This is a genomic window from Nocardiopsis alkaliphila YIM 80379 (genome assembly GCF_000341005.1).
Lineage (GTDB): Bacteria > Actinomycetota > Actinomycetes > Streptosporangiales > Streptosporangiaceae > Nocardiopsis > Nocardiopsis alkaliphila.
On sequence record NZ_ANBD01000144.1, the window covers coordinates 11,760 to 32,614 of the forward strand.

16 protein-coding genes and 1 tRNA gene are annotated in these 20,855 nt (G+C 68.2%); 10 read left to right on the forward strand and 7 right to left on the reverse strand.

The features are described 5' to 3' along the window. Positions 1-165: 165 nt before the first annotated feature. The 4 genes from D472_RS0119965 to D472_RS0119980 all read right to left on the reverse strand — a co-directional run bounded on the left by D472_RS0119965 (position 166) and on the right by D472_RS0119980 (position 4,617). Positions 166-1,857, reverse strand: a complete 1,692-nt coding sequence (locus tag D472_RS0119965) for a bifunctional 3'-5' exonuclease/DNA polymerase (protein WP_017606230.1) — start codon at positions 1,855-1,857, stop codon at positions 166-168. A 198-nt stretch (positions 1,858-2,055) separates the two neighbouring features. Beyond that, entirely contained in the window at positions 2,056-2,973 is a 918-nt protein-coding gene (locus D472_RS0119970) for a 2-hydroxyacid dehydrogenase (RefSeq protein WP_017606231.1), read from the reverse strand. A gap of 155 nt (positions 2,974-3,128) precedes the next feature. Continuing rightward, complete coding sequence (locus D472_RS0119975) at positions 3,129-3,944, reverse strand: TrmH family RNA methyltransferase (RefSeq protein WP_017606232.1); 816 nt, start codon at positions 3,942-3,944, stop codon at positions 3,129-3,131. 79 nt (positions 3,945-4,023) lie between these two features. Continuing rightward, entirely contained in the window at positions 4,024-4,617 is a 594-nt protein-coding gene (locus D472_RS0119980) for a hypothetical protein (protein ID WP_017606233.1), read from the reverse strand. Between the two features lie 443 nt (positions 4,618-5,060). Between D472_RS0119980 and D472_RS0119985 the strand changes: the two genes are divergently transcribed. From D472_RS0119985 to D472_RS0120010, 7 genes are all read left to right on the forward strand, one after another. Next, positions 5,061-6,794, forward strand: coding sequence for a substrate-binding domain-containing protein (locus D472_RS0119985; RefSeq protein WP_017606234.1), 1,734 nt, complete (start codon positions 5,061-5,063; stop codon positions 6,792-6,794). Positions 6,795-7,053: 259 nt separating this feature from the next. Next, entirely contained in the window at positions 7,054-7,194 is a 141-nt protein-coding gene (locus tag D472_RS28490; RefSeq protein WP_161625121.1) for a hypothetical protein, read from the forward strand. A gap of 8 nt (positions 7,195-7,202) precedes the next feature. Continuing rightward, positions 7,203-8,966, forward strand: a complete 1,764-nt coding sequence (locus D472_RS0119990; protein WP_017606235.1) for a substrate-binding domain-containing protein — start codon at positions 7,203-7,205, stop codon at positions 8,964-8,966. Between the two features lie 295 nt (positions 8,967-9,261). Continuing rightward, positions 9,262-9,918 carry a hypothetical protein gene (locus D472_RS0119995; RefSeq protein WP_017606236.1) on the forward strand — a complete coding sequence of 219 codons (657 nt, stop codon included), beginning with the start codon at positions 9,262-9,264 and terminating at the stop codon, positions 9,916-9,918. Positions 9,919-10,017: 99 nt separating this feature from the next. Then, positions 10,018-11,844, forward strand: coding sequence for a DUF2510 domain-containing protein (locus D472_RS29330; protein ID WP_152448015.1), 1,827 nt, complete (start codon positions 10,018-10,020; stop codon positions 11,842-11,844). A gap of 84 nt (positions 11,845-11,928) precedes the next feature. Next, the gene (gene orn, locus D472_RS0120005) at positions 11,929-12,579 is read left to right on the forward strand and encodes an oligoribonuclease (RefSeq protein WP_017606237.1); all 651 of its coding nucleotides are present in this window, start codon (positions 11,929-11,931) and stop codon (positions 12,577-12,579) included. A 67-nt stretch (positions 12,580-12,646) separates the two neighbouring features. Beyond that, positions 12,647-12,722, forward strand: a tRNA-His gene (locus D472_RS0120010). Between the two features lie 424 nt (positions 12,723-13,146). Here the strand turns inward: D472_RS0120010 and D472_RS0120015 are convergent. After that, entirely contained in the window at positions 13,147-14,307 is a 1,161-nt protein-coding gene (locus D472_RS0120015) for a S1 family peptidase (RefSeq protein ID WP_017606238.1), read from the reverse strand. Positions 14,308-14,775: 468 nt separating this feature from the next. On the opposite strand from D472_RS0120015, the gene D472_RS0120020 reads away from it, so the two are divergent. Then, positions 14,776-15,600, forward strand: a complete 825-nt coding sequence (locus D472_RS0120020) for a peptidoglycan recognition protein family protein (protein WP_017606239.1) — start codon at positions 14,776-14,778, stop codon at positions 15,598-15,600. 359 nt (positions 15,601-15,959) lie between these two features. Here the strand turns inward: D472_RS0120020 and D472_RS0120025 are convergent, their stop codons facing one another. Continuing rightward, positions 15,960-16,460, reverse strand: a complete 501-nt coding sequence (locus D472_RS0120025; RefSeq protein ID WP_017606240.1) for a hypothetical protein — start codon at positions 16,458-16,460, stop codon at positions 15,960-15,962. Positions 16,461-16,803: 343 nt separating this feature from the next. Between D472_RS0120025 and D472_RS0120030 the strand changes: the two genes are divergently transcribed. Both D472_RS0120030 and ilvD read left to right on the forward strand, forming a co-directional pair. Next, positions 16,804-17,031, forward strand: a complete 228-nt coding sequence (locus D472_RS0120030) for a hypothetical protein (protein ID WP_017606241.1) — start codon at positions 16,804-16,806, stop codon at positions 17,029-17,031. A 186-nt stretch (positions 17,032-17,217) separates the two neighbouring features. Continuing rightward, positions 17,218-18,909: a dihydroxy-acid dehydratase gene (gene ilvD / locus D472_RS0120035; RefSeq protein ID WP_017606242.1), complete on the forward strand. Its 1,692-nt coding sequence runs from the start codon at positions 17,218-17,220 to the stop codon at positions 18,907-18,909. Here ilvD and D472_RS27815 read toward each other — a convergent pair. Beyond that, positions 18,798-20,723, reverse strand: coding sequence for a SpoIIE family protein phosphatase (locus tag D472_RS27815; protein WP_083903540.1), 1,926 nt, complete (start codon positions 20,721-20,723; stop codon positions 18,798-18,800). The two genes, ilvD and D472_RS27815, sit on opposite strands and share 112 nt — an antisense overlap. Positions 20,724-20,855: the final 132 nt, after the last annotated feature.

A 20,855-nucleotide genomic window follows, 5' to 3' on the forward strand; every position in this document is an offset into this window, starting at 1 on the left:
GGAGGGGGACCACAGCGGCACACGGCCTTCGATTGAAATGTCCGCGTTCAAGAATGGGCGTAGCCGGCCCGCTTTGCAAGAAGCCCGCGCCGTCCGATACCGGACGTCTACCTTTCGACGGAATGACCACGAAGAGGATATGTGTCCGATTTCTACCAATAGTTACTATTTTGCGTAGCAATCGGTGACCGAAAGATCGATGGGGAACCGGACCGGAGTGTCTTTGAAGAGGATCCTTCCGGTGCGGTCCCGGGCCCGGTGGATCGCCCGAACTCCCTCCTGGGCGAGCTCCTCGGGGACGTGCAGGACCACCTCGTCGTGCACGAAGAAGACGATTCCGCCCCCCTGGGGCATCACCGGCAATTCCTGACGCAACGCGGCCAAGAACACCAGCGCCCACTCGGCGGCGGTGGCCTGTACGACGAAGTTGCGGGTGAAGCGGCCATGCGCGCGGCGACGACGATCCGCGTCCGGGGCCGCGATGGTGGCCGCCCAACCGCGCGGCGGCGGCGAGGTGCGGCCCAGCCAGGAGCGGACGATGCCACCGCTTTCCCCGGTCCGAGCCGCCGCGTCCACGTAGTCCAGGGCACGTGGGTAGAGCCTGCGCATGGTGGCGAGCAGGGGCGCCGCGTCACCGGAGGTCTGCCCGTACATCGCGGCGAGCATCCCGATCTTGGCCCGGTCCCGGTCACCGCCCACGTGTGTCGCCAGTCGGGTGTACAAATCGTCCTCGGCGGCGGCCGCCGCGAGGGTGTCGTCACCGGAGACCGCGGCGAGCACGCGGGGTTCGAGTTGCCCGGCGTCGGCGCGGACCAGCACCCACCCGGGGTCGGAGCGCACCGCGCCGCGAACCGCCTTGGGGATCTGGAGGGCACCCCCGCCGCGGGTGGCCCAACGCCCCGAGACGACCCCGCCCACAACGTAGTCGGGCTGGAAGCGCCCCAACCGAGGGCGTTCCGTCTCCCCTCCGCCCGGTTCCACCTCCCGAACCCAGGTCTCCGACCAGGACCAACCATTGGCCGAATACAGGCGGGCGAGTTCCTTGTAGCGCAACAGCAGGGGCACGACGGGATGATCGATCCGCTCCAGCACCCAGGATCGGGTGGACTCCACCGGGTGTCCGACCCAGGCCATGGCCCGCAGGACCTGGGCGGGGGAATCGGGGTTGACCTCGTGCCCGACCACCTCACCGATCCGCGCGACCAACTCGGCCAACACCCGAGGACGCTGCCCACCGGTCGGGCGCGGGCCGAGCAGTTCGGTGAGGATGCGGTCGTGATCGTCCAGGCGCCAGGGCAGACCGTCGTGACTCATCTCCACAGCGGCCAACGCCCCGGCCGATTCCACCGCTACCAACAGCGCGAAGCGTTCCGGAGCCAAGAGCGCGGCGATGCGCTCCCCCTGGTCCCGGTGGACCTCCACCAGGGCTTGGAGTCGGTCGGTCCCCGGTGGCAGCGTGGAGCGATCGGCCTCGAACAGGGCGGGCTGAGCGGTGGTGCCCTCCCCCAGCGGTCGGACCGGATCGTCGGGAACGGGGAGGTCGTGCAGCCGCGCCCAAGCGGCCCCCAGCGAGTGGGGTTCGTAGTGTCGGGCCGCGTGACCCAGCAACAACGCCTCGGTGTGTTCGACGTCGTGACAGCGTCGCACCCGTACCCCGGCCCGGACCAACCCCGGATAGACCTCCTCGGTGACCGCCCAGACCCACCGTGGCGGATCCGCCTCACCCGAGCCGTACTCGATCTCGCGGACGGCGGCCACGAGGTCGTCCACGCGTCGGGCCGGCCCGGTCGGTGAGGCTCCGTCCAACTCCCTCAACCAACCGCCGCCCTCCCCGTCGGCGACCACCGCGATGCGCATACCACCCAGTCTGCCCCCAAGGGGTGACAATCGGCCTACTTCGACTTCCGCGCAGACTTCGCGTCGGCTCCAGCGTGTCCCCCGCTCATGACGACGGTGCCATCGACCGGAGCGCGCGACCGACCGTCCGAATCCGTCGACGACGTCGAGAACCTTGGTCACCGCCATCGGGCACCGGGCGGAGGCGTATCGGTCTCCTCAGCGGCCCGGACGGACGACGTTGGCCAAGGGCTTCCCCGCGGCCCAACGGGCCAACTGGGCGTCCATGAACGCCTTGGCCCTGGGGTAGAAGGCCGTCGAACCCCCCGCCACGTGCGGGGTGAAGTACACGCCGGGGGCCTCCCAGAGCGGGTGCTCCAGCGGCAATGGCTCCGGGTCGGTCACGTCCAGGGCCGCTCGGATCCGACCGTTCTGGGCGAGTAGGGCATCGGTGTCCAGGACCGCGCCGCGGCCGACGTTGACCACCAGGGCGTCATCGCGCAACAGAGCGAACTCGCGTGCGCCGAGCAGGCCACGGGTGGCGTCGGTGAGCGGGGTGACCAGGACGACGATGTCGACCTCTGGGAGCAGTGCGTGCAGGTCGTCGACACCGTGCACGTTCTGCCCCGGTCGGGCGCGGCTCGCCACCCGCACCACGTCGGTCTCAAAGGGCAGCAACCGGCGTTCGATGGCCTCCCCTATGCTGCCGTAGCCGATGATCATCACCCGGGAGTCGGCCAGGGAACGCTGCGGTGTGGGTGCCCACCGGCGTTCACGCTGGTCGATCGCCCACCGGGGCAGTTCACGTTGGGCGGCGAGGATGAGCGCGAGCGTGTGCTCGGCGGTACTGGCGTCGTGCAGTCCACGACCGTTGCAGAGGGTGACGTGCTCCGGGATCAGTCCGAGTACCTGCTCGTAGCCGGCGGAGACCAACTGGAGGACCCGTAGCGAGGGCATCCGGTCGATGATCTCCAGGCGTTCGTCCACGCCCTGGGTGGAGGGCATGTAGGGCACCTGATAGAAGGTGACCTCGTCCAATTCCTCCGGAGCCGGTCCCCCGGCGTAGAGGTCGACGTGCAGGGGCGCGGGCGCGTTGTCCCGATTCTGCTCCCACTGCACCAGTGCTCGGCCGCCCATGTCGTGCGTCCTCCCCGCTGTGGCTGTCCGTCTCAGGCGCCACCATAGATGCTCCAACCAAGGTCGGACCCGCCCGGCAGGGATGAGCCCCGACGGAACACCGTGGTCACGACCGGTGACGACATCGTCGGGGCCTCAGGCGGCTGGGTGTTTCCTCACCGGGCGCGCCCGAGCTCGTAGCAGGCCACCGCGGCGGCCGCGGTGACGTTCAAAGAGTCCACGTCGCGGTCGGCCATCGGGATGTGCACCCGCGTCGTGGCCTGTTCCAGCCACCGTGAGGACAACCCGTCGCCCTCGGCGCCCAGCAACAATCCCACCCGGGCCTCGGCCTCGATTCGGTCCATGGCCTCGCGCAAGGGCAGCGACCCCCTGCCCGGGGTGAGCGCCATGAGCTCGAATCCGGCCTGGCGCAGGGTGTCGAGCCCGCCGTACCAATCGTCCAGTCGGGTGTGGGGCAAGGTGAAGACCGCGCCCATGGACACCTTCACCGAACGCCGGTAGAGCGGATCGGCGCAGCGCGGTGCGAGGACGACCGCGTCCACCCCCAGCCCGGCGGCGCTGCGGAAGATCGCGCCGACGTTGGTGTGGTCGACCAGGTCCTCCAACACCACGATGGCGCGCGCCCCTTCGAGCACCTCGGGCAGGCTCGGTAGCGGCTTGCGATGGTAGGCGGCCAGCGCGCCACGGTGCAGGTCGAACCCGACGAGGCGTTCGGCGGTCTCCTCGCTGACGACGTACAGCGGCGCGTCGGTGGTGGCCACCACGTCGTCCAGCGCCTCGGCGCGCCGTTCGGTGAGCAGGAAGCTGCGGGGTGTGTATCCGGCGGTGGCGGCGCGACGGATCACCTTGTCGCCCTCGGCCATGAACAGGCCGTGTTCGGCCTCCAGATGACGGCGCAGGTTGACGTCCCGCAGGCGGGTGTAGTCGGCCAAACGCGGATCCGTGGGGTCATTGACCCTGATGACGTCCATGGTCGGCCATTATCCCGTGCCCTGGCGGGCCCACCGAACCTGTGGCCCTCCTGGGGCCGTTGCGCGGATCACCCGTCGGTCACTGGCCGGCGAACCTCTCGGTGAGGGGGGCCAGGCGCTGCCAGCGGGCCTCCTCACAGGAGCCCCTTCGGCTCAGGGAGGTGTCGATCTCCTGACCGTCCCAGGTGCCCACGATGACGGCCTGCTGTGGTCCGTACATCTTGTCGGTGCACACGGTTCCATCACGGATCTCGGCGAACACGATCTCCGCCCCCGGAATGCTCTGCTCGCCCTCGGTGGTGGACGTGCCCTCGTGGGCGGTGGGCTCGTCGGCCATGTCGGCCGCGATCTCGGCCATCGCCCCGCACGCGGCCGGGTCCTCGTCCAGGTTCCCCCCACACTCAAGGTTTTGGACCCAGGCACGGTGGCGGTCGGTGACCTGGATACGCAGTTCGCCGACCGGTCCGACCGGCTCGGTCTCCTCGGTGGGCTGCTCGATGACGCTGCTCAACACCTCGGGTCCGACCGCGTTCGCGGTCTCCGCTCCCTGGGGCGGCAACATCGACGGCCCGACGAACACCGCGTAGGCCGCCGCGCCACAACAACAGGCGCCGGCCAGCAGCATGGTGCCGAGGCCGCCTCGGCTCCGTCGGTCACTGTGCGAAGGGGACATGCCAAAACCCTCGGGGGTCGATTGATCGTGGGGGCGTCCGCGCGGGCCACGCCCCGCCCTCACGGGGTGTTCTCCAAGCGGTCGTCAAGCATCGGTCAAGTCACTACCGAGGGCCAATGCTAGCCCGGCGTAGGGAGTGTTACCCGGCATATGCCGTAACAAAGCGGTCAACGGGCACCCACTGCGACAATGTGGTGACAATACTGTGAGCCACGGCATCTCCGCTCTTCCACTCTCCCATTACCAACCAGTAAGGTCCCGGTGAGGAATCGTTCGTGTTCAGGTCGGATCGTCCTTGATGTCCTATAGGACGCCACCCGCGCGCCAACGGTTCACCTCTTCACCATCTTCCACGGGTGCCGGGTGCCACGCCCGGCCTCCGCGCCACGAACCCCGGCCCCGGAAAACCGGGGGCCGGAGCCAGTCATACCCCCGGAGTAACCGTGTCCGCTGGACGCCACCGACTTCCCTCATCGACCGTCGTCACCACCCGCAAGGTGGCGCGGTCGCCCCTGGGGGTCACCGCGGTCATCGTCGCCGTCATCGCCCTCGCGGCCATCGCCGTTCCGGTCGGCATGAACGCCCTCGGCTGTGGCGACACCCGCTACCTGCGCGTGTCCACCACCCAGAGCATCGCCCCGGTGATGCGCGAGGCCGCCACCGAATTCAACGAGGACCGCCCCAGTTACGGCGGTGCGTGCGTGTACGCACAGGTCGACGAGATCGCCCCGCACCGGGTCATGGACTCACTGTCCGGCAACCAACTGGGGGATTCGACCCTGAGCCCGCACGTGTGGGTCCCCGAGTCCTCCGCCTGGGTGGAGCTGGCCCGCGTCTCCTCGGGTGGGGCTCAAGGCCTGGAAACCGACCCGCCCTCCCTGGCCGCCTCCCCCGTGGTGTTGGCCGCACCACCCGGCACCGAGGGCATGCCGGACCAGGACGACGCCGACTGGACCATGCTGCTGCCCGATGCACGCGACCCCGACCGCCCGGTGGTGATGGTCGACCCCAACCGTGGCGCCGACGGCATGACGGTCATGCACGCGATCCGCGAACACCTGGGCAGCGGCGACGACGCCGACACCGCCATGACCGACTTCGTGCGCGACGTCCAACTCGACTCGACCTTCGGCGAGATCGACCTGACCACCGTCTTCACCGGTTCGGCCGCCTCCCAGGAGCGAGTGGCCCCGGTGATCGCCGTTCCCGAACAGGCCGTGGTGTCCTACAACCAGCGCCGAGCGGACTCCGCGCCCGCCCTCCAGGCGCACTACGTCAGTGACGGCACCGTCAGCCTGGACTACCCGTACGTGACCGTCACCGAGGACCCCGCGCTACGGAACGCCGCCGCCGACCTGTACGAGATCGTGCGTACCAACCCCCACCGCGGACACCTGCGCGAACTGGGCTTTCGCGACCCGAGCGGCGAAGCGGCCTCCGTACTCGCCGACCAGTCCGGCATCCTCGAGGAGCCCCCGCCCACCCACGAACGTCTGACCGGGGACGCGCTGTTGGCCTCGGTCACCGACTGGAACCGATTGTCGATGCCCAGCCGCACGTTGGTGCTGGCCGACGCCTCCGCGAACATGTCCGAGCACCTCGACGGCGGCCCGGCGCGGATCGAGGTCGCCAAGCAGGCCGCCCTACTCGGGTTGTCGATGTTTCCGGACGAGACCGACATGGGCCTATGGCTGATGTCGGACGAGTACGGCGAGATCGGCCGGGACGAAGCCGCCGACATGCACCCGTTGGGCGAGGCCGACGCCCGCGACGTCACTCGCCGACAGGAGATGACCGAGGTCGCCAACGAGCTGGAGGTCCAGGGCGGTGGCTCTCGCCTGTTCGACAACATCCTGGCCGCCTACGACGAGGTCCAGAAGAACTACGACGAGGACAAGATCAACAGCGTCATCCTGTTGACCGCCGGCCAGGACGAGGGATCCAGCGATATCTCGCACGACGAACTGGTCGCGGCCCTACAGGACCGTTTCGATCCACAGCGGCCGGTCACTATGTTCATCATCGGTTTCGGTGACCAGGCAAAGGAGCAGGAACTGGCGCAGATCGCCCGGGCCACGAGCGGTTCGTCGTTCGTCACCGAGGAGCCCGCGGAGATCGGCGACTTCTTCCTCAGCTCGATCTCCCGTCGCCTGTGCGTACCCAACTGCGACAACTGAACGGCGGTGGGTCTTCTCCGGGGCCGACCGAACGCGAACCGGTCGGCCTCGGGGGGATCCAAGGACAGGACTCTCGCCCCCACTGGTCTCGATTGGATATCGGAATCGGGTTTCGGTCAGACCGCTTCTCCGGGTCTGAACGTGTCCGTGTCGACCGGATTCCCCAAGGTGAGCGCTGGTCCGCTCAGGTTTGCCCCCGCTTACCCGGGACACCACCCGTATCCGACCGTTTCGACCCCCATTCACTCTGCTTGAGGCGTTGAGTACCGTTCCCAGCAGTAACAGACTCGCGTTCGTCTCACTCCTGAGTCGAACCGGTACGTACGGATTCACCCGTACCACTCACCCCCTGTACCTGCTCATCCCCCTGTACGAGATCCGTCCGTACACCACCCCGTGAGGAAAGCTGTGGGACGTCACCGCGGAAAATACGCAGAAGAACCCTCCGGCCGACGCAAGCGTCGTCGCGGCCGTGGTGGGGCGATCGCCGCTCTCGCCGCCGCCATGGTGATCGTGGTCGGTCTCGCCGTGGCGGGCGTGTACATGTTCGGTCAGGCCGACGGCTGCGGCGGCTCCGACATCGAACTCGACATCGCGGTCAGCCCCGAACTGGGCCCCGCGCTGACCGACGTGGCCAGTGACTTCAACGCCGAGGAACACGCCGTCGACGGTAGCTGTGTGCGCGCCGACGTCCGTCAGGTCGATTCGGCCAACGTCGCCTACGGCATCACCGGTTCCGGCGCCACCATGGGTGACACCGACTCCGACGTCTGGATCCCGGACTCTTCCGTGTGGACCCGCCTGGTGCAGAGCCAGAGCGGCGACGCCGTCATCACCGAGACCGGCACCTCGGTGGCCCGCACCCCGCTGGTCCTGGCCGAGCTCGCCGAGTACTCCGAGGCCGACGACGACCCCACCACCTGGATGGACGTGGTCCCGACCGCGGCCCCTGGGGAGGAGAGCGGGCGCACCGTACGCGTGGTCGACCCGGCCCGCAGCTCCAGTGGCCTGGGCACCCTCTATCTGCTGCACGGCGCCTTGGAGGAGGCCAGCCCCGACGCCGATACCTTCAACGCGCACATGACCGCCGCCCTGCAATCCTTGCACCAGGGTGCCTCCGCCGACGAGGACGCGGCCTTCCTCGCGCTCAGTGGCGGTGACGCCTCCGCCCCGCCCGTCATGGTGATGTCCGAGCAGGCCGTGTGGCGTTACAACTCCGCCCACGGCGACAACCCCGCCCGGCCCGGCTACCTGGACGACGGCACCTACTTCCTCGACTACCCGTACATCGTGCGCAGCGAGGAAAGCGACATCACCCGCGCGGCCGAGGTGTTCCGCAGCGCGGTGCGTTCCGACGAGGCCCTTCAGCGCTTGCTCGAGGAAGGCTTCCGAGGCCCCGAGGGCGAGGCCGATACCTCCGTGCTGACCGGGGAGGCCGGATTCGTCGCCGAACAACCCGACGAATTGCCCGCACCCTCGGAGGGTTCCATCACCGACCTCACCCGTTCCTGGAACCAGATGAAGATGGACTCGCGAGTGTTGACCATCGTGGACATCTCCGGGTCGATGCTGGCCGAGGTCCCGGGCACCGGCCTGACCCGCATGCAGGTGGCCGGTGCCGCCTCCGCCGAGGGTCTGCAGATGTTCTCCGAGACCTCCGAGCTGGGACTGTGGGAGTTCTCCACCAACGTCAACGGCGACGTCCACCACCAGGAGATCGTGCCGATAAGGGAGTTGCAGGCCATCGACGAGGCCGGCAACGAACAGCGGAACGTGATCGCGTCCGCGTTGCAGGCCCTGACGCCGTTGCCGCAGGGCGACACGGCGTTGTACGAGACCTACCTGGCCGCCTACCAGGAGATGTCGCGGACCTACCGCCCCGACCGCACCAACGTGATCCTGATGCTCACCGACGGGGACAACGACAACCCCGGCGGCATGGAGCTGGAGGAGCTGATGGAGCAGATCGAGGAGCTGGCCAGCCCCTCCCGCCCCATCCCGATCATCACGATCGCCTTCGGGCCGGACGTACAGAACCTGGAACCGCTGCAGCAGATCGCCGCGGCCACCGGTGGCGCGGCCTACATGACGGAGGACCCCACCGAGATCGGTGACATCTTCCTCCAGGCCTTCTCCCTGCGGATCGCCACCGAGGAGGAAGAGGAGAACTGATCGCCTGCCCCAAGGGCATCAAGGGGCGCGCACAGGCCGAGCAGTATCGGAGGCCGGGCCGTGGACGAGACCACGGCCCGGCCTTCGGTCGTTCTCGAGGGCCGGCGCCGGCCAAGACGGGACTGTCCTTTTCGCCGGCTCCACGGAACGGAAGGTGACATGAATCTGACCATCCGTCGAAGGGCTATGGACTTCTCATCCCGGGTGGCGTACTACGAGAGGGACCCGGATCCGCCTGCTGCCTTCCGGCTCGGATCCTGAACCTGGACACCGGTACGACCGGAGGGGGAATCGCATGGCGAAGGCGTGGATGCCCGGCGCCGAGAGGATCGATGGTGGGCTCGTCCGTACCATCAACGGAATCGGGGCCCCACGCGCGGTCTGGACGGTGACCGGGACGGATCCGAACGCGTGGTCGGCGCGGGAGGAGGCCCGGCGTCTGATCCACGAGGGCGCAGCCGCGCATCTGGTGTGGAATCCGGTGAACGGGAAGGTCGCCCAATCATTGGCCGCCACCCACCGCGCCGGGATCGCCCTTGGCGGTGCCTCGATGGGCGAACATCACGTGGACCATGGCGACGAGGGGCGCGTATGCCTCGTGGTGGCCGTGGTCGCCACGGAAGGGGAACCGTTCACCGAAGGTCCCATGGTGGGACTGTTCGGCCTCTTGGAGTGGCTGGACTCTTGGGGAGTGCCGCGCACCTGGCCGGCCGGCCCACCCGGGTTCAAGAACATGGGACCCGAGCAGGCCAGGCGGACCTGGTCCCGCGGCGGGCACTTCGGCCACGACCAGGTGCCAGGGTCGACCTCGACCGCTCCTGGCCACATCCACCCGGAGCGCGTGCTGGCCGAATTCTCCGGTCTGGCGAAAGAACAAGAGGTCAAAGCACCTTCGGGCGATTCGTCGACATCGGATGAGCACCCCGAATGGCGACCATCGGTCATGACATGACCACCAAGAGTGCTGACACCCCTTCCTGAAACATCACCTTCGCGAAGAAACGGACACCACTGGTTAAGTACTGCCCCAAAACCCTCTAGTCTGTCGGCCATGGGTGGATCTATCGAGCCGGGTTGGTACGCCGACCCGCAGGGCGACGCACAGACGCTCAGATGGTGGAACGGTGACGAGTGGACGCGGCATACCCGTTCACTGAGCGAACTCCAAGGCGGCGCCGGTGGCTCCGACGAGGAAGCCGCCACCACCTACCTGGGTGGACGGACGGAGGACACCTCCTCCGATGACGACGAGGGTACGGTCAGATTGGGCCCCACGCCCCCTGAACCGGCCCCGATCGACGATGAGCCGAGCACCGTGCGCCTCGACCCCTCCTGGTCCCGGCAGACCACCTCCTCCGCCCCTTCGCCCCCCTCGGACGAGGAGGGCACGGTTCGGATCGATCCTTCCTGGCAAAGCGATCCCGCCGCCCAGCGTCCCCCGGCCGATCCCCCCATCGACGACGAGTCGAACACCACGCGGACCGACCCGTCCCAGGCGAACACGGGCGCGACCGCCCTGCCGATGGACGAAGAGCCCGACACCGTACGCATCAGCCCCTCTTCCTGGGGCCAGGACTCCGATGACGACGAGGCCACCACCGACCTGAACGGCGGGGGGCGACCCGGAGACGGAAAAACCGGCGCGACCATCCGGGTCGATCCCTCCGACCTGCCCGGACATAGCACCGATGAGGTCCCCACCAGGGACCTGGGCGGCGATGAGATGCCCACGGCCGATCTCACCGAGGAGAACATCGGCCAGACCCCGCGCACCGCCGTATTCGACCCGAACCAGATCGGCGACACCCCGCGCACCGCCGTCTTCGACCCCAACGCCGCCGACCAGGGGCCCGCAGGCACCGCCGTCTTCGATCCCGACGACCCGATGTTCTCCGGGGGCACCGAGGACGAGCAGGACAAGAAAGGCGGCAAGTTCAACAAGTTCCTCGGCGACCTCAAGGAGGGCTGGGCGGACCTGTCCGAAGAGCGCAAGGAACAGCGCCGCCAGGCCGAGGAGGAAGCCGCGCAAAAGCGCGAGGAGGAGCGGCTCCGCAAGGAGGCCGAGGCGCGAAGGCAGGCCGAAGAGGAGCGCAAGCGCGCAGAAGAGGCCGCCGAGCAAGCTCCCGCCGCGCCCCAGGCCCCTGAACCGCCCGCGGAGTGGACCCCACAGAACCCGGGTCAGGCGCGTTCGGGCCCGAACCGGCCGCCCTCGGGACCACAGTCGGGCCAGGCCCCCACCGGGCAGCGACCGGGCGCGTCGTATCCCGCCCAGCCGCCCCCCGGACCCCAGCAACCGCCCTCGGGACCACAGCAACCGCCTTCCGGACCACAGCAGGCCCCCTCCTTCGGCCACCAACAGCCACCGCCAGGGCCTTATGGTCAGCCATCCGGCTTCCCACCGCCCGGAACGCCGCCTCAGGCCCCTCCCCCGGGAGCACCTCCGCAGCAGTACGGCGCACCTCCCGGCCAGTTCGGTCAGCCGCCGATGAGCGGGCGTCCTCCCGGACCACCACCCGCTCACCCCCCAAGGGGTTTCGGTCCGCCCCCGGGCGCCCCACCCATGGGCGGGCCTTCCGGGCATCCCGGCCCCAACCCCATGGGTGGGCCTCCCCCGGGCGGTCCCCAGTGGGGCCCGGGACCGGGCGGGCCTCCCGGGCCGTACGGTCAGCCGCCGGCGGGACCCTACGGTCGGCCGCCCCACCAGCAGCCCAAGAAGAAGAAGGGTGGCTGCGGTTGCGGCTGCCTGACCTTCGCCCTGATCTTCCTGGTCGTCCTCGTCCTGGCCTACCTGCAGTTCTGGGACGTGTGGGACTGGATGTACGACATCTTCGGTGTCGGTCTTCCCCAAGGCATGAGCGACCCGTTCGTTTGGGACTAAAGGACCGCAGGGCGGGCGGTGGGTCACGAACCCACGGCCCGCCCGCTGTCCGTTTCACCGTCCGAAACCCATAAGCTGACCGGTATGAACGACAGCTTGGTGTGGATCGACTGTGAGATGACCGGCCTCGACTTCGAGAACGACGCGCTGATCGAGGTGGCCTGTCTGATCACCGACAGCGAGCTCAACGTCCTCGACGAGGGCGTCGACGTCGTCATCAAGCCTCCGCAGGCGGCCCTGGACCAGATGGGCGACTTCGTCCGGGACATGCACACCACTTCGGGTCTGTTGGAAGAGTTGGACAAGGGAGTGACCCTCCAGGAGGCCGAGGAGCGCGTGCTGGAACACATCCGCCGGTACGTGCCCGAACCCGGCAAGGCCCCGCTGTGCGGCAACTCCATCGCCACCGACCGCACCTTCCTGGCGCGCGACATGAAGCAGATCGACCAGTACCTGCACTACCGGATGGTCGACGTGTCCTCCATCAAGGAACTGCTGCGTCGTTGGTACCCGCGTGTGTACTACGCGAGCCCGGAGAAGAACGGAGGGCACCGAGCCCTGGCCGACATCACCGAGAGCATCCGCGAGTTGCGCTACTTCCGCGCCGCCGCGTTCGTGCCCCAGCCCGGCCCCGACTCCTCCCTGGCCCGTGCCATCGCCGCCGAGACCGTCGAGGGCGGCACCGGCGTGAAGGCACGTGACGCGGCTCTCGTCGAACCCGCACCGGAAAACTGATCGAAGCACTCCTTGGGATCGGCTAGGATCTCTTATGTACGCACGGCCGAGAGGCCGGGCGAACATGGTGGGTGTAGCTCAGCTGGCAGAGCACTTGGTTGTGGTCCAAGATGTCGCGGGTTCAAGTCCCGTCACTCACCCCAGAGGCAAAGGCCCCTGACCAGCGACAACGTCGCAAGGTCAGGGGTTTTTGCGTTGTCGGGGGCGCACCGGCCGCGATCCCGGGCCCGTGAGTGCGCACCGCCCATCCCGTCACTCACCGATATCGCGGGGGCGCACGGCCGTGCGCCCCCGAGCCGGACCCGCCCCGAAGCCGCACACACCCGCCGGACCCTTCCGGCCCGGATCGGTGTTCTCCCGACGCGACCCCCTCCCGGGGACATCATCGACCGCTTTCTCGACCTTGGGAGGGGTCTCGTCGGACCACGAGGTCCTGGTGACCACACCAGCGCCGGGCCGGGGGCGCCTCCGGTGATCGGACGGCCCAGCGGGCGATGGTCGGACGGCTCCGCGAAGTCCGGTGTCCCCACCCCTTCTCGTGGCCGGGGACACCGTGGGCGGAACCTGTCAGCCGGTGTAGATGCTCACGCCCCAGGAGTTCACCATCGGCGTGAGCTCCGCGTAGTAGGTCGCGCCACCGGTGCGGCAGTTGCCCGAGCCACCGGAGGTGACGCCCTGGGCCTGGGTACCGGAGACGAAGGGGCCGCCGGAGTCACCGGGCTCGGCGCACACGTTGGTGCGGGTGAGCCCATGGACGGTGCCCTGTGGGTAGCGCACCGTCTGGTTGCGGGCCTGGATGGTGCCGCAGTGCCAGCCGGTGGTGGAGCCGGAGCGGCACACCACCGAGCCGATGGGCGCCTGGTTGGCGCCGGTCACGGCCTGAGGGCCACCGGAGCCGTAGCGCGACACCAGGTTGCGCAGGGTGAAGTTGGAGATACCACGGACGAAAGCGATGTCTCCACTGTGAAAGCTCGAGTACTGGAAGACTCCCACCCCGTCGGGAGGGACGGTGACCTGGGTACCGACACCGCCACAGTGGCCCGCGGTCACGAAACCGGGCTGCCCGGCACCGTTGGTCGCTGCGAACCCGATCGAGCAGCGGCCACTGTCGGTATAGAAGGGTGTGCCACCGATGATGTCGGCGTAGACCTGCGGGGCCTGCTCGGTCTCCACGACCTGGATGACGGAGGCCTCCACGCCGGCCTCGGCGACCATGGCGTCGACGTCGGCGCCGGAGCCCTCCAGGACCTCGATCACGACCGTGTCGCCGGCCACGTCCGGGTACCAGCCCAGCACGCCCTCCTGGGCGGAGGCCTCGTTGAGGTCCTCCACGACCTCGGCCAGACCCTCGGTGCCGTAGGAGACCACGGTGGCCTCGGCACCGGTGGCCTCGACCGCGTCGACGGCCGCGGTGTCGGTCACCAGGACGGTGAGTTCCTCGGTGTCGGTGTCGAACAGGGAGCCGGCGTAGGCGTCACCGGCGGCCTCGGTCGCCTCGGCGTCGGTGTCCAGGGCGGCTTCTTGGACTTCCAGCAGTGATTCGGCTTCGGCCTGGGTCAGGTCGAGGTCGCGCTTGAGCGCGTCCATCATGTCGGTGGTGTGGTCGTCGGCGACGGGATCGCGGGGTATCGGGCCGGGGGCCGCGAGGGCCCCCGGGGCCATGGACAACGCCAAGCCGAAGGCCAGGGTCGCTGAGCCGATGGCGGAGACGACGGGGGAGGGTCTCATGTCCCTGATTCTCCAAAGGGGGATTGGCGGGGGAGGAGGACTCCCGCTCCGGTGGGTGCGGGAAGTCCTTTTCGTGACCCGGAGTCGATCAGATTCACGAAGTTCACCGGAACGTCCGGCAAACGGTTTTCCACCATAAACACACACTTCGACAATGGAAAGACCCCTTATTGGGCCGGATTCCATTGGCTCCGGTGGCGCTACGGAAGAGGGCGAGGTCGATCGTGACCAAGGAAGGCCGACCCGCGCCGACCACCGAATACCTCACCAGGAAGACTTTCGAATCGTTTCCTTTCGGCTGGACACTTAAAATCCCATCATCGGATCATTGGGCGTAAAGTCAACGGATCCGGACAGTGACCGGAAGCCCTCTCCTCGAACTACGAAGTTTACTTTCACCTCCAGACATGTACGCGAAAATATGTTACGTTCGCCACGCCCGAAACCCCCTGATACTCGGATGGCGAAATGACCCGCTCTCATGACTTCCGTCCCAGAATCATCTCCCGGCGTTCCATGCTCCTCACCTCCGCGGCGGCCGCGGGGACCGCGGCCCTCGGCGGACTCGCGGCCCCGGCCCAGGCGGAGACCTCACTCGCCAACGCGCCCTACCCCACCATCCGCAACCGTTCCGCCTGGAACGCCCGAGCCCCGCGCAGCACCCCGCAGACGGTTCCCGGAGCCCCCACCTACATCGTGGTGCACCACACCGCGACCGCCAACCAGACCGACTACTCCTTGGCACGTGCCTACTCACTGTCCCGTGGCATCCAGAACTGGCACATGGACAACAACGGCTGGATCGACAGCGGCCAGCAGTTCACCATCAGCCGAGGCGGACACATCATGGAAGGCCGTGCCGGCTCGCTACTCGCGGTCGATCGCGGCTACCACCTGGTCGGCACGCACGTCGCCAACTACAACGGTGTCGCCGTCGGCATCGAGAACGAAGGCACCTACACCTCGGTGGGCCCCACCAGCGCGCTCTGGAGCTCCCTCATCCAGACCTGCGCCTGGCTGTGCTACTTCTACAATCGCCCGACCAGCGCGATCATCGGCCATCGGGACCTCAACTCCACCCAGTGCCCCGGTGACCAGCTGTACAGCCTGCTGCCCATCCTGCGCAGCGACGTCGCCAACTACCTCGCCAACCACAGTCTGTCGCTGCCGGCCACAGGACTGACGGGTTCCGAGGTGCCTCCCTACCCCCAGGTCCCCGCCAACGAGCCCCTCAGGGCCTATGAACACGGCCCCGCCCTCGGCGAGGACGACCTCAACGCCGACCTGGGCTGACGTTTCGTCCGCCCCTAGAACCTGGTCTCTTGATTCCAAGGCGGATCATGGTGTTCGTTCCCGAGACGCCGGTCCGGGGAGCGGGCTCTTTGTTCGGCCTGCTCCGGCCGCCTTGGACCAGGTCCGATGGATTCGGGTGCGCCCACGGGCACCGACAGGCGTGCGTGGGCGCACCGAAACCCTCCATGTACCCGGACCGACCTCGCGTACCAGTGGGTAACCCGGTGTTTCCCACGTGAGGCCGGCGTAGCGGGCCATGAGGCGCGAAAGCGTCTCGAACGTCCCACCTGACCGATTCCATCTCGCTCGGGCCATGGGCGTGTCCGCGGGCACCGCTGCCCAGGCCTTGCCCACACGGATCAGCGCAGGATCTCGATGAGCAGCACCCACATCTGCACGAGGCCGCCGAGCACCGAGGCGACGAAGGCGACGGGCAGCCAATAGAGCCCCCCGATCGTTCCGGTGAGGACCCCGATCCCGGCCAGCACGATCGAGACCGACAGCGACATCGCGGGCATGACGGGGGCGATCAACCATTGGAGCAGCGAGCGTTCCACCGGCCGAGAGGAGGGAGACGCGGCCACTCCCAGGATGACCCCACTGGCCAGACCGATGGCCGACAACGCCGAACCCACGAACCTGGGCGACTCCTCGGGGATCAACAACACCACGGAGAAGAGAAGCGGTGTCGTCAACAACACCAGGGCGATGAAGACCCGGCGGGGCAGGCCCCTGTTGGCCAGGATCGGTTGCAGGTTGATGGACACCGCCACGATGAGCAGACCGGCCAGCGCGGCGCTGGCTCCGGTGACCGCGACTCCGAAGTCGCTCCAGTGGGTGGTGTCGAAGGCCGCGTCCATTCCCGTCCCCTTCCTCTGGTGCGAGGAACCGACCGAGCACCGCGGGCCTGCCGGTGACCTTCTCCCGCACGAGATCTCGGTCGGTGTCCACGGAGCAGGTGAGGCTCCTGCGGGAGCTCCCCGGTCTCGCTGCGGTCATGCCCGCCTCTCAGCACCTTGTACCCGCCAGACCCTGCGAGTCGGAGGTCATGACGCCTTCGGCCCTTCCCATCATCCGTCTCGAAGCCGGAACACCGGGCGGAGGAAGGAACCAAAAGTCATTTACCGTGACCACGTGTAACGGCCGGCGGGTTCGGGCAGGCGGGGTTGCGAAGGGGAAAATCGTGACATCGAGGAGGTTGTCATGGCCGAACCGTCGAGCCCGCTCAAGGACAAGAACTACAACCTGATCTGGGCCGTTCATCAGTCGTTGGAGAACGTCTGGCGTCTGGAGGGCTACATCAAGGACGCGGAGAGCCAAGGCGACGACGAGCTCGCGAAGTGGTTCCGTCGGATCCAGGAGAACAACAAGAAGGCCGGCGACCAGGGCAAGCAGATGCTGATCGAGCGGATCCAGAAGGAGCGTGGCTGAGGCCCGCTCTCCCGCCCCGTCCCTGAACACCCGAGGGCGATCCCGGTGCCCACCGGGATCGTCCTCGGTGTCTTGGCACCTCGCCCACGAGGAACACGAGCCGAGGGCGGCGGGCTCTGCGCCCCGGGGCTCCCAGGGCCAGGCACGACCCTTTCAGTCCACCACCACTTCAGGAGGGGCACCCGGATGGACATCGACCCCAAACCCCGTAGCCGTACCGTCACCGACGGCATCGAAGCGGCGCCGGCCCGCGGCATGCTCCGCGCGCTCGGCATGGGCGACGGCGACTGGCACAAACCACTCATCGGTGTGGCCGGTTCATGGAACGAGATCACCCCGTGCAACCTCTCCCTGGATCGTCTGGCCCGTGCTTCCAAGGGGGGTGTGCACGCAGGTGGTGGCTATCCCTTGGAGTTCTGCACGATCTCCGTCTCCGACGGCATCTCCATGGGCCACGACGGCATGCACTTCTCCCTCGTCTCCCGCGAGGTGATCGCCGATTCCGTCGAGACGGTCATGCGCGCGCAGCGCTTGGACGGGTCGGTGCTGCTCGCCGGCTGCGACAAGTCGCTGCCCGGCATGCTCATGGCCGCCGCACGCCTGAACCTGGCCTCCGTCTTCGTCTACGCGGGCACCATCGCGCCCGGGTGGGTGAGGTTGTCCGACGGCACCGAGAAGGACGTGACCCTCATCGACGCCTTCGAGGGTGTGGGGGCCTGTAAGGCCGGCCGGATGGGCACCGCCGACCTCGACCGGATCGAACGTGCCGTCTGCCCTGGTGAGGGCGCCTGTGGTGGGATGTACACGGCCAACACCATGGCCTCGATCGCCGAGGCGTTGGGGATGAGCCTGCCCGGATCCACCTCTCCCCCGTCCGCGGACCGGCGCCGCGACGACTACGCGCACCGCTCCGGTGAGGCGGTGGTGGCCATGCTCGAACAAGGCGTTCGACCGCGCGACATCATGACGAAGAAGGCGTTCGAGAACGCCATCACCGTGGCCATGGCGCTCGGTGGCTCCACCAACGCCGTCCTGCACCTGCTCGCCATCGCCCATGAGGCCCAGGTCCACCTCGAACTCGACGACTTCAACCGCATCGGCGACCGAGTCCCCCACATCGGCGACCTCAAGCCGTTCGGCGCCTACGTCATGAACGACGTCGACCGTGTGGGTGGTGTTCCCGTACTGATGAAGGCGCTCCTGGACGCGGGGCTCCTGCATGGTGACGCCCTCACCGTCACGGGTGGAACGGTCGCGGACAATCTCCAGGCCCTCGCGCCCGAGCCCCTCGACGGGACCGTCCTGCGTCGCCTCGAGGACCCTCTCCATCCCACCGGGGGCATCTCCATCCTTCGTGGATCACTCGCTCCGGAAGGCGCCGTGGTCAAGAGCGCCGGCTTTGACGCCGAGGTCTTCACCGGTCCCGCGCGTGTGTTCGACCGCGAGCAGGCGGCACTGGAAGCGCTCGGTGCCGGGGACATTCGTCAGGGGGACGTCGTGGTGATCCGCGATGAAGGGCCCAAGGGCGGTCCCGGGATGCGGGAGATGTTGGCCATCACCGCCGCTATCAAGGGGGCCGGCCTGGGCCGGGACGTCCTGCTTTTGACCGACGGGCGTTTCTCCGGCGGCACCACGGGTCTGTGCGTGGGCCACATCGCCCCGGAGGCGGTCGACGGGGGACCCATCGCCTTCGTCCAGGAGGGGGATGGCATCACCGTCGACATCGCACGGCGCACCATCGATCTGCACGTCGACGCAAAGGAGCTTCAGGAACGCCGGGCCCGGTGGAAGCCCTTGCCGGAGGAGCCTGCGGAGGGTGTCCTGGGCAAGTACGCGAAACTCGTCCGCTCCGCCTCCCTGGGCGCCGTCACGTACTGAGACCGATGGTCCGAACCGGCGACGCGCACGTGCCGCTCGGCGGCCGGGTCCTCGTCCTTCAGCCGTACCGCCAGCAGCGCGACGTCGTCCTCGCGTACCTCGGAGACGTTCTCCTCGATGATCCACCGCAACAGTTCCGTCAGCGGCCGGTCACGGCCGGCCGAGAGCATGTGTTCGGTGTGGGCGAGGAACGTGTCCATGTCCTGATCACGGTGTTCGACCAGCCCGTCGGTGAACATCAGCAACGTGCTGCCCGGTTCCAGGAGGAGACGGTGCTCGGTGCGCGGTGGTACCGGGAGATCGGGGTGGAAGAGCGGGTCGTGCTCGTTCAACCGCTCGATCCGCCCATCGGCCGAAGCGACCAAGGGCCACATGTGGCCCGCGTTGGTCCATGTCAACAACCACCCTTCGGTTAGCGGCTTCAGGTGGGCGTGCACCAGCGTGCCACTGGCACCAAGATCCAGGTCACGATTGGCGCGCTCCAGGGCCGCCAGCACCCGTGCGGGCCCGTGCCCGGGGTGGTCCAGATCGGCCTGCCGCAACATGGTGCGCACCTGCCCCATGAAGATGGCCGCTTGGAGGTCGTGGCCGGTGATGTCGCCGACCGTGATCGCCAGGGTCCCGCTCTCATCGTCGATCAGGGGATAGACGTCGTACCAGTCGCCACCGACCGTGGCTCCCAGGGCCGCGGGTCGGTAGAGGGCCTCGATCTCCAAGCCCTCGATGTGAGGGATCTCGGGCAACATGGCCTTTTGCATCGCGTGCGCGGCCTGCACCCGGCCGGCCACGTAGGACACCCGTTCCACGGCGCGGGCCGCGTATTCGGCCAGGGAGCGGAGCAAAGCACGTTCGGCGACGTCCATCTCGTGCGGCACGTCCCACCCCAGTACGAGCGTGGCCACGGGGGCGGGACCGACGGGCAGGGGGAGGAAGACCGCGCCGGCCAGTCCCGTTCGATGGAACGCCGACCGTACCTCGGGCGGCAGACCCTCGATGGCGGCGGCGTCGGGCACTTCCACGATGGTCCCGGTGCGGGCCGCGTACGCCTCGGGCCGATCGCTGTTCAGCGCGCATTCGGCATCGGTCGCCGCCGCGTGCGAAGGGTCCTCGGGGTCACTGACGCGGCGCAGCAATTTGCCCTCCACCAGCATCAACTCCACGAGGACGGTTCCCAGGTCGCGGGTGATCAGCGTCTTGGCCGCGCGCCGTATCAGGGTCAGGTCCGTGGTCCCGGCCAACTCCTCGGCGGTGCGCATCAGCAGCAGGGAACGGTCGTAGGCCCTCCGTGCCTGCGTCCGGGCCTTCGCGTTCTCCTCCACACGAAGACGCAGGATCAATTCGGCCGCACACAGATGTGCCAGTTCGCCCAGGGCTTCGCGTTCTCTTTCCCCCCAGATGCGTGTGGCGGTGTCGATCGCGAGGACGAAACCCAGGATGGTTCCGTCCACATCGGTGAGCGGTGCCGCTATCCAGGTGTGCGCCCCAAGGGCTCGGGCCACGTGTGCCACGGAAGCGAAGGGATCCTGGGCCAAGCCGTCGAGGGATGGGGTGTCCGAGACCTCCGTGTGTGGCAACGGCACCTGTCGGGCGGAGGCCCATGGTTCCCCCAACCCCGCCAGGCCGGGAAGGATGTGGCGGTCCTCCTCCGCCAGGGAGACCGCCACCGGGGCTTGGAGCAGGTACGTGGCCAGGCTCGCGAAGCACTCCATGCTCTCGTCCGGCTCGGCGTCCAGGCCGATGCGCTCCGACAGGGGCGGGTTCTCGGGGTTCGGCGGCCGTGTGGAACCGCCGTAGACCGCCTCGTCGTTGTCCATCAGCTACGCCGCCCCAGCCTTCCTATGACGACCGGTACCAACACATAGGTGCCAAGCCTATTGACGTCGGGCCCCTGACCGGGGGAAATGAGGGGTGTGGCGGGCCGCGAGCCGGGGCTGACCGCAGGGCCC

Excerpts from the sequence above, each read along its gene's own strand:
- D472_RS0120030 (WP_017606241.1), top strand. The coding sequence starts at position 16,804 with ATGGCCGAACCGTCGAGCCCGCTCAAGGACAAGAACTACAACCTGATC.
- D472_RS0119970 (WP_017606231.1), bottom strand. The coding sequence starts at position 2,973 with ATGGGCGGCCGAGCACTGGTGCAGTGGGAGCAGAATCGGGACAACGCG.
- D472_RS27815 (WP_083903540.1), bottom strand. The coding sequence starts at position 20,723 with ATGGACAACGACGAGGCGGTCTACGGCGGTTCCACACGGCCGCCGAAC.
- orn (WP_017606237.1), top strand. The coding sequence starts at position 11,929 with ATGAACGACAGCTTGGTGTGGATCGACTGTGAGATGACCGGCCTCGAC.
- D472_RS0119995 (WP_017606236.1), top strand. The coding sequence starts at position 9,262 with ATGGCGAAGGCGTGGATGCCCGGCGCCGAGAGGATCGATGGTGGGCTC.
- D472_RS0119975 (WP_017606232.1), bottom strand. The coding sequence starts at position 3,944 with ATGGACGTCATCAGGGTCAATGACCCCACGGATCCGCGTTTGGCCGAC.
- D472_RS0119965 (WP_017606230.1), bottom strand. The coding sequence starts at position 1,857 with ATGCGCATCGCGGTGGTCGCCGACGGGGAGGGCGGCGGTTGGTTGAGG.
- D472_RS0120015 (WP_017606238.1), bottom strand. The coding sequence starts at position 14,307 with ATGAGACCCTCCCCCGTCGTCTCCGCCATCGGCTCAGCGACCCTGGCC.
- D472_RS0120025 (WP_017606240.1), bottom strand. The coding sequence starts at position 16,460 with ATGGACGCGGCCTTCGACACCACCCACTGGAGCGACTTCGGAGTCGCG.
- D472_RS29330 (WP_152448015.1), top strand. The coding sequence starts at position 10,018 with ATGGGTGGATCTATCGAGCCGGGTTGGTACGCCGACCCGCAGGGCGAC.
- D472_RS0120020 (WP_017606239.1), top strand. The coding sequence starts at position 14,776 with ATGACCCGCTCTCATGACTTCCGTCCCAGAATCATCTCCCGGCGTTCC.
- ilvD (WP_017606242.1), top strand. The coding sequence starts at position 17,218 with ATGGACATCGACCCCAAACCCCGTAGCCGTACCGTCACCGACGGCATC.
- D472_RS0119980 (WP_017606233.1), bottom strand. The coding sequence starts at position 4,617 with ATGTCCCCTTCGCACAGTGACCGACGGAGCCGAGGCGGCCTCGGCACC.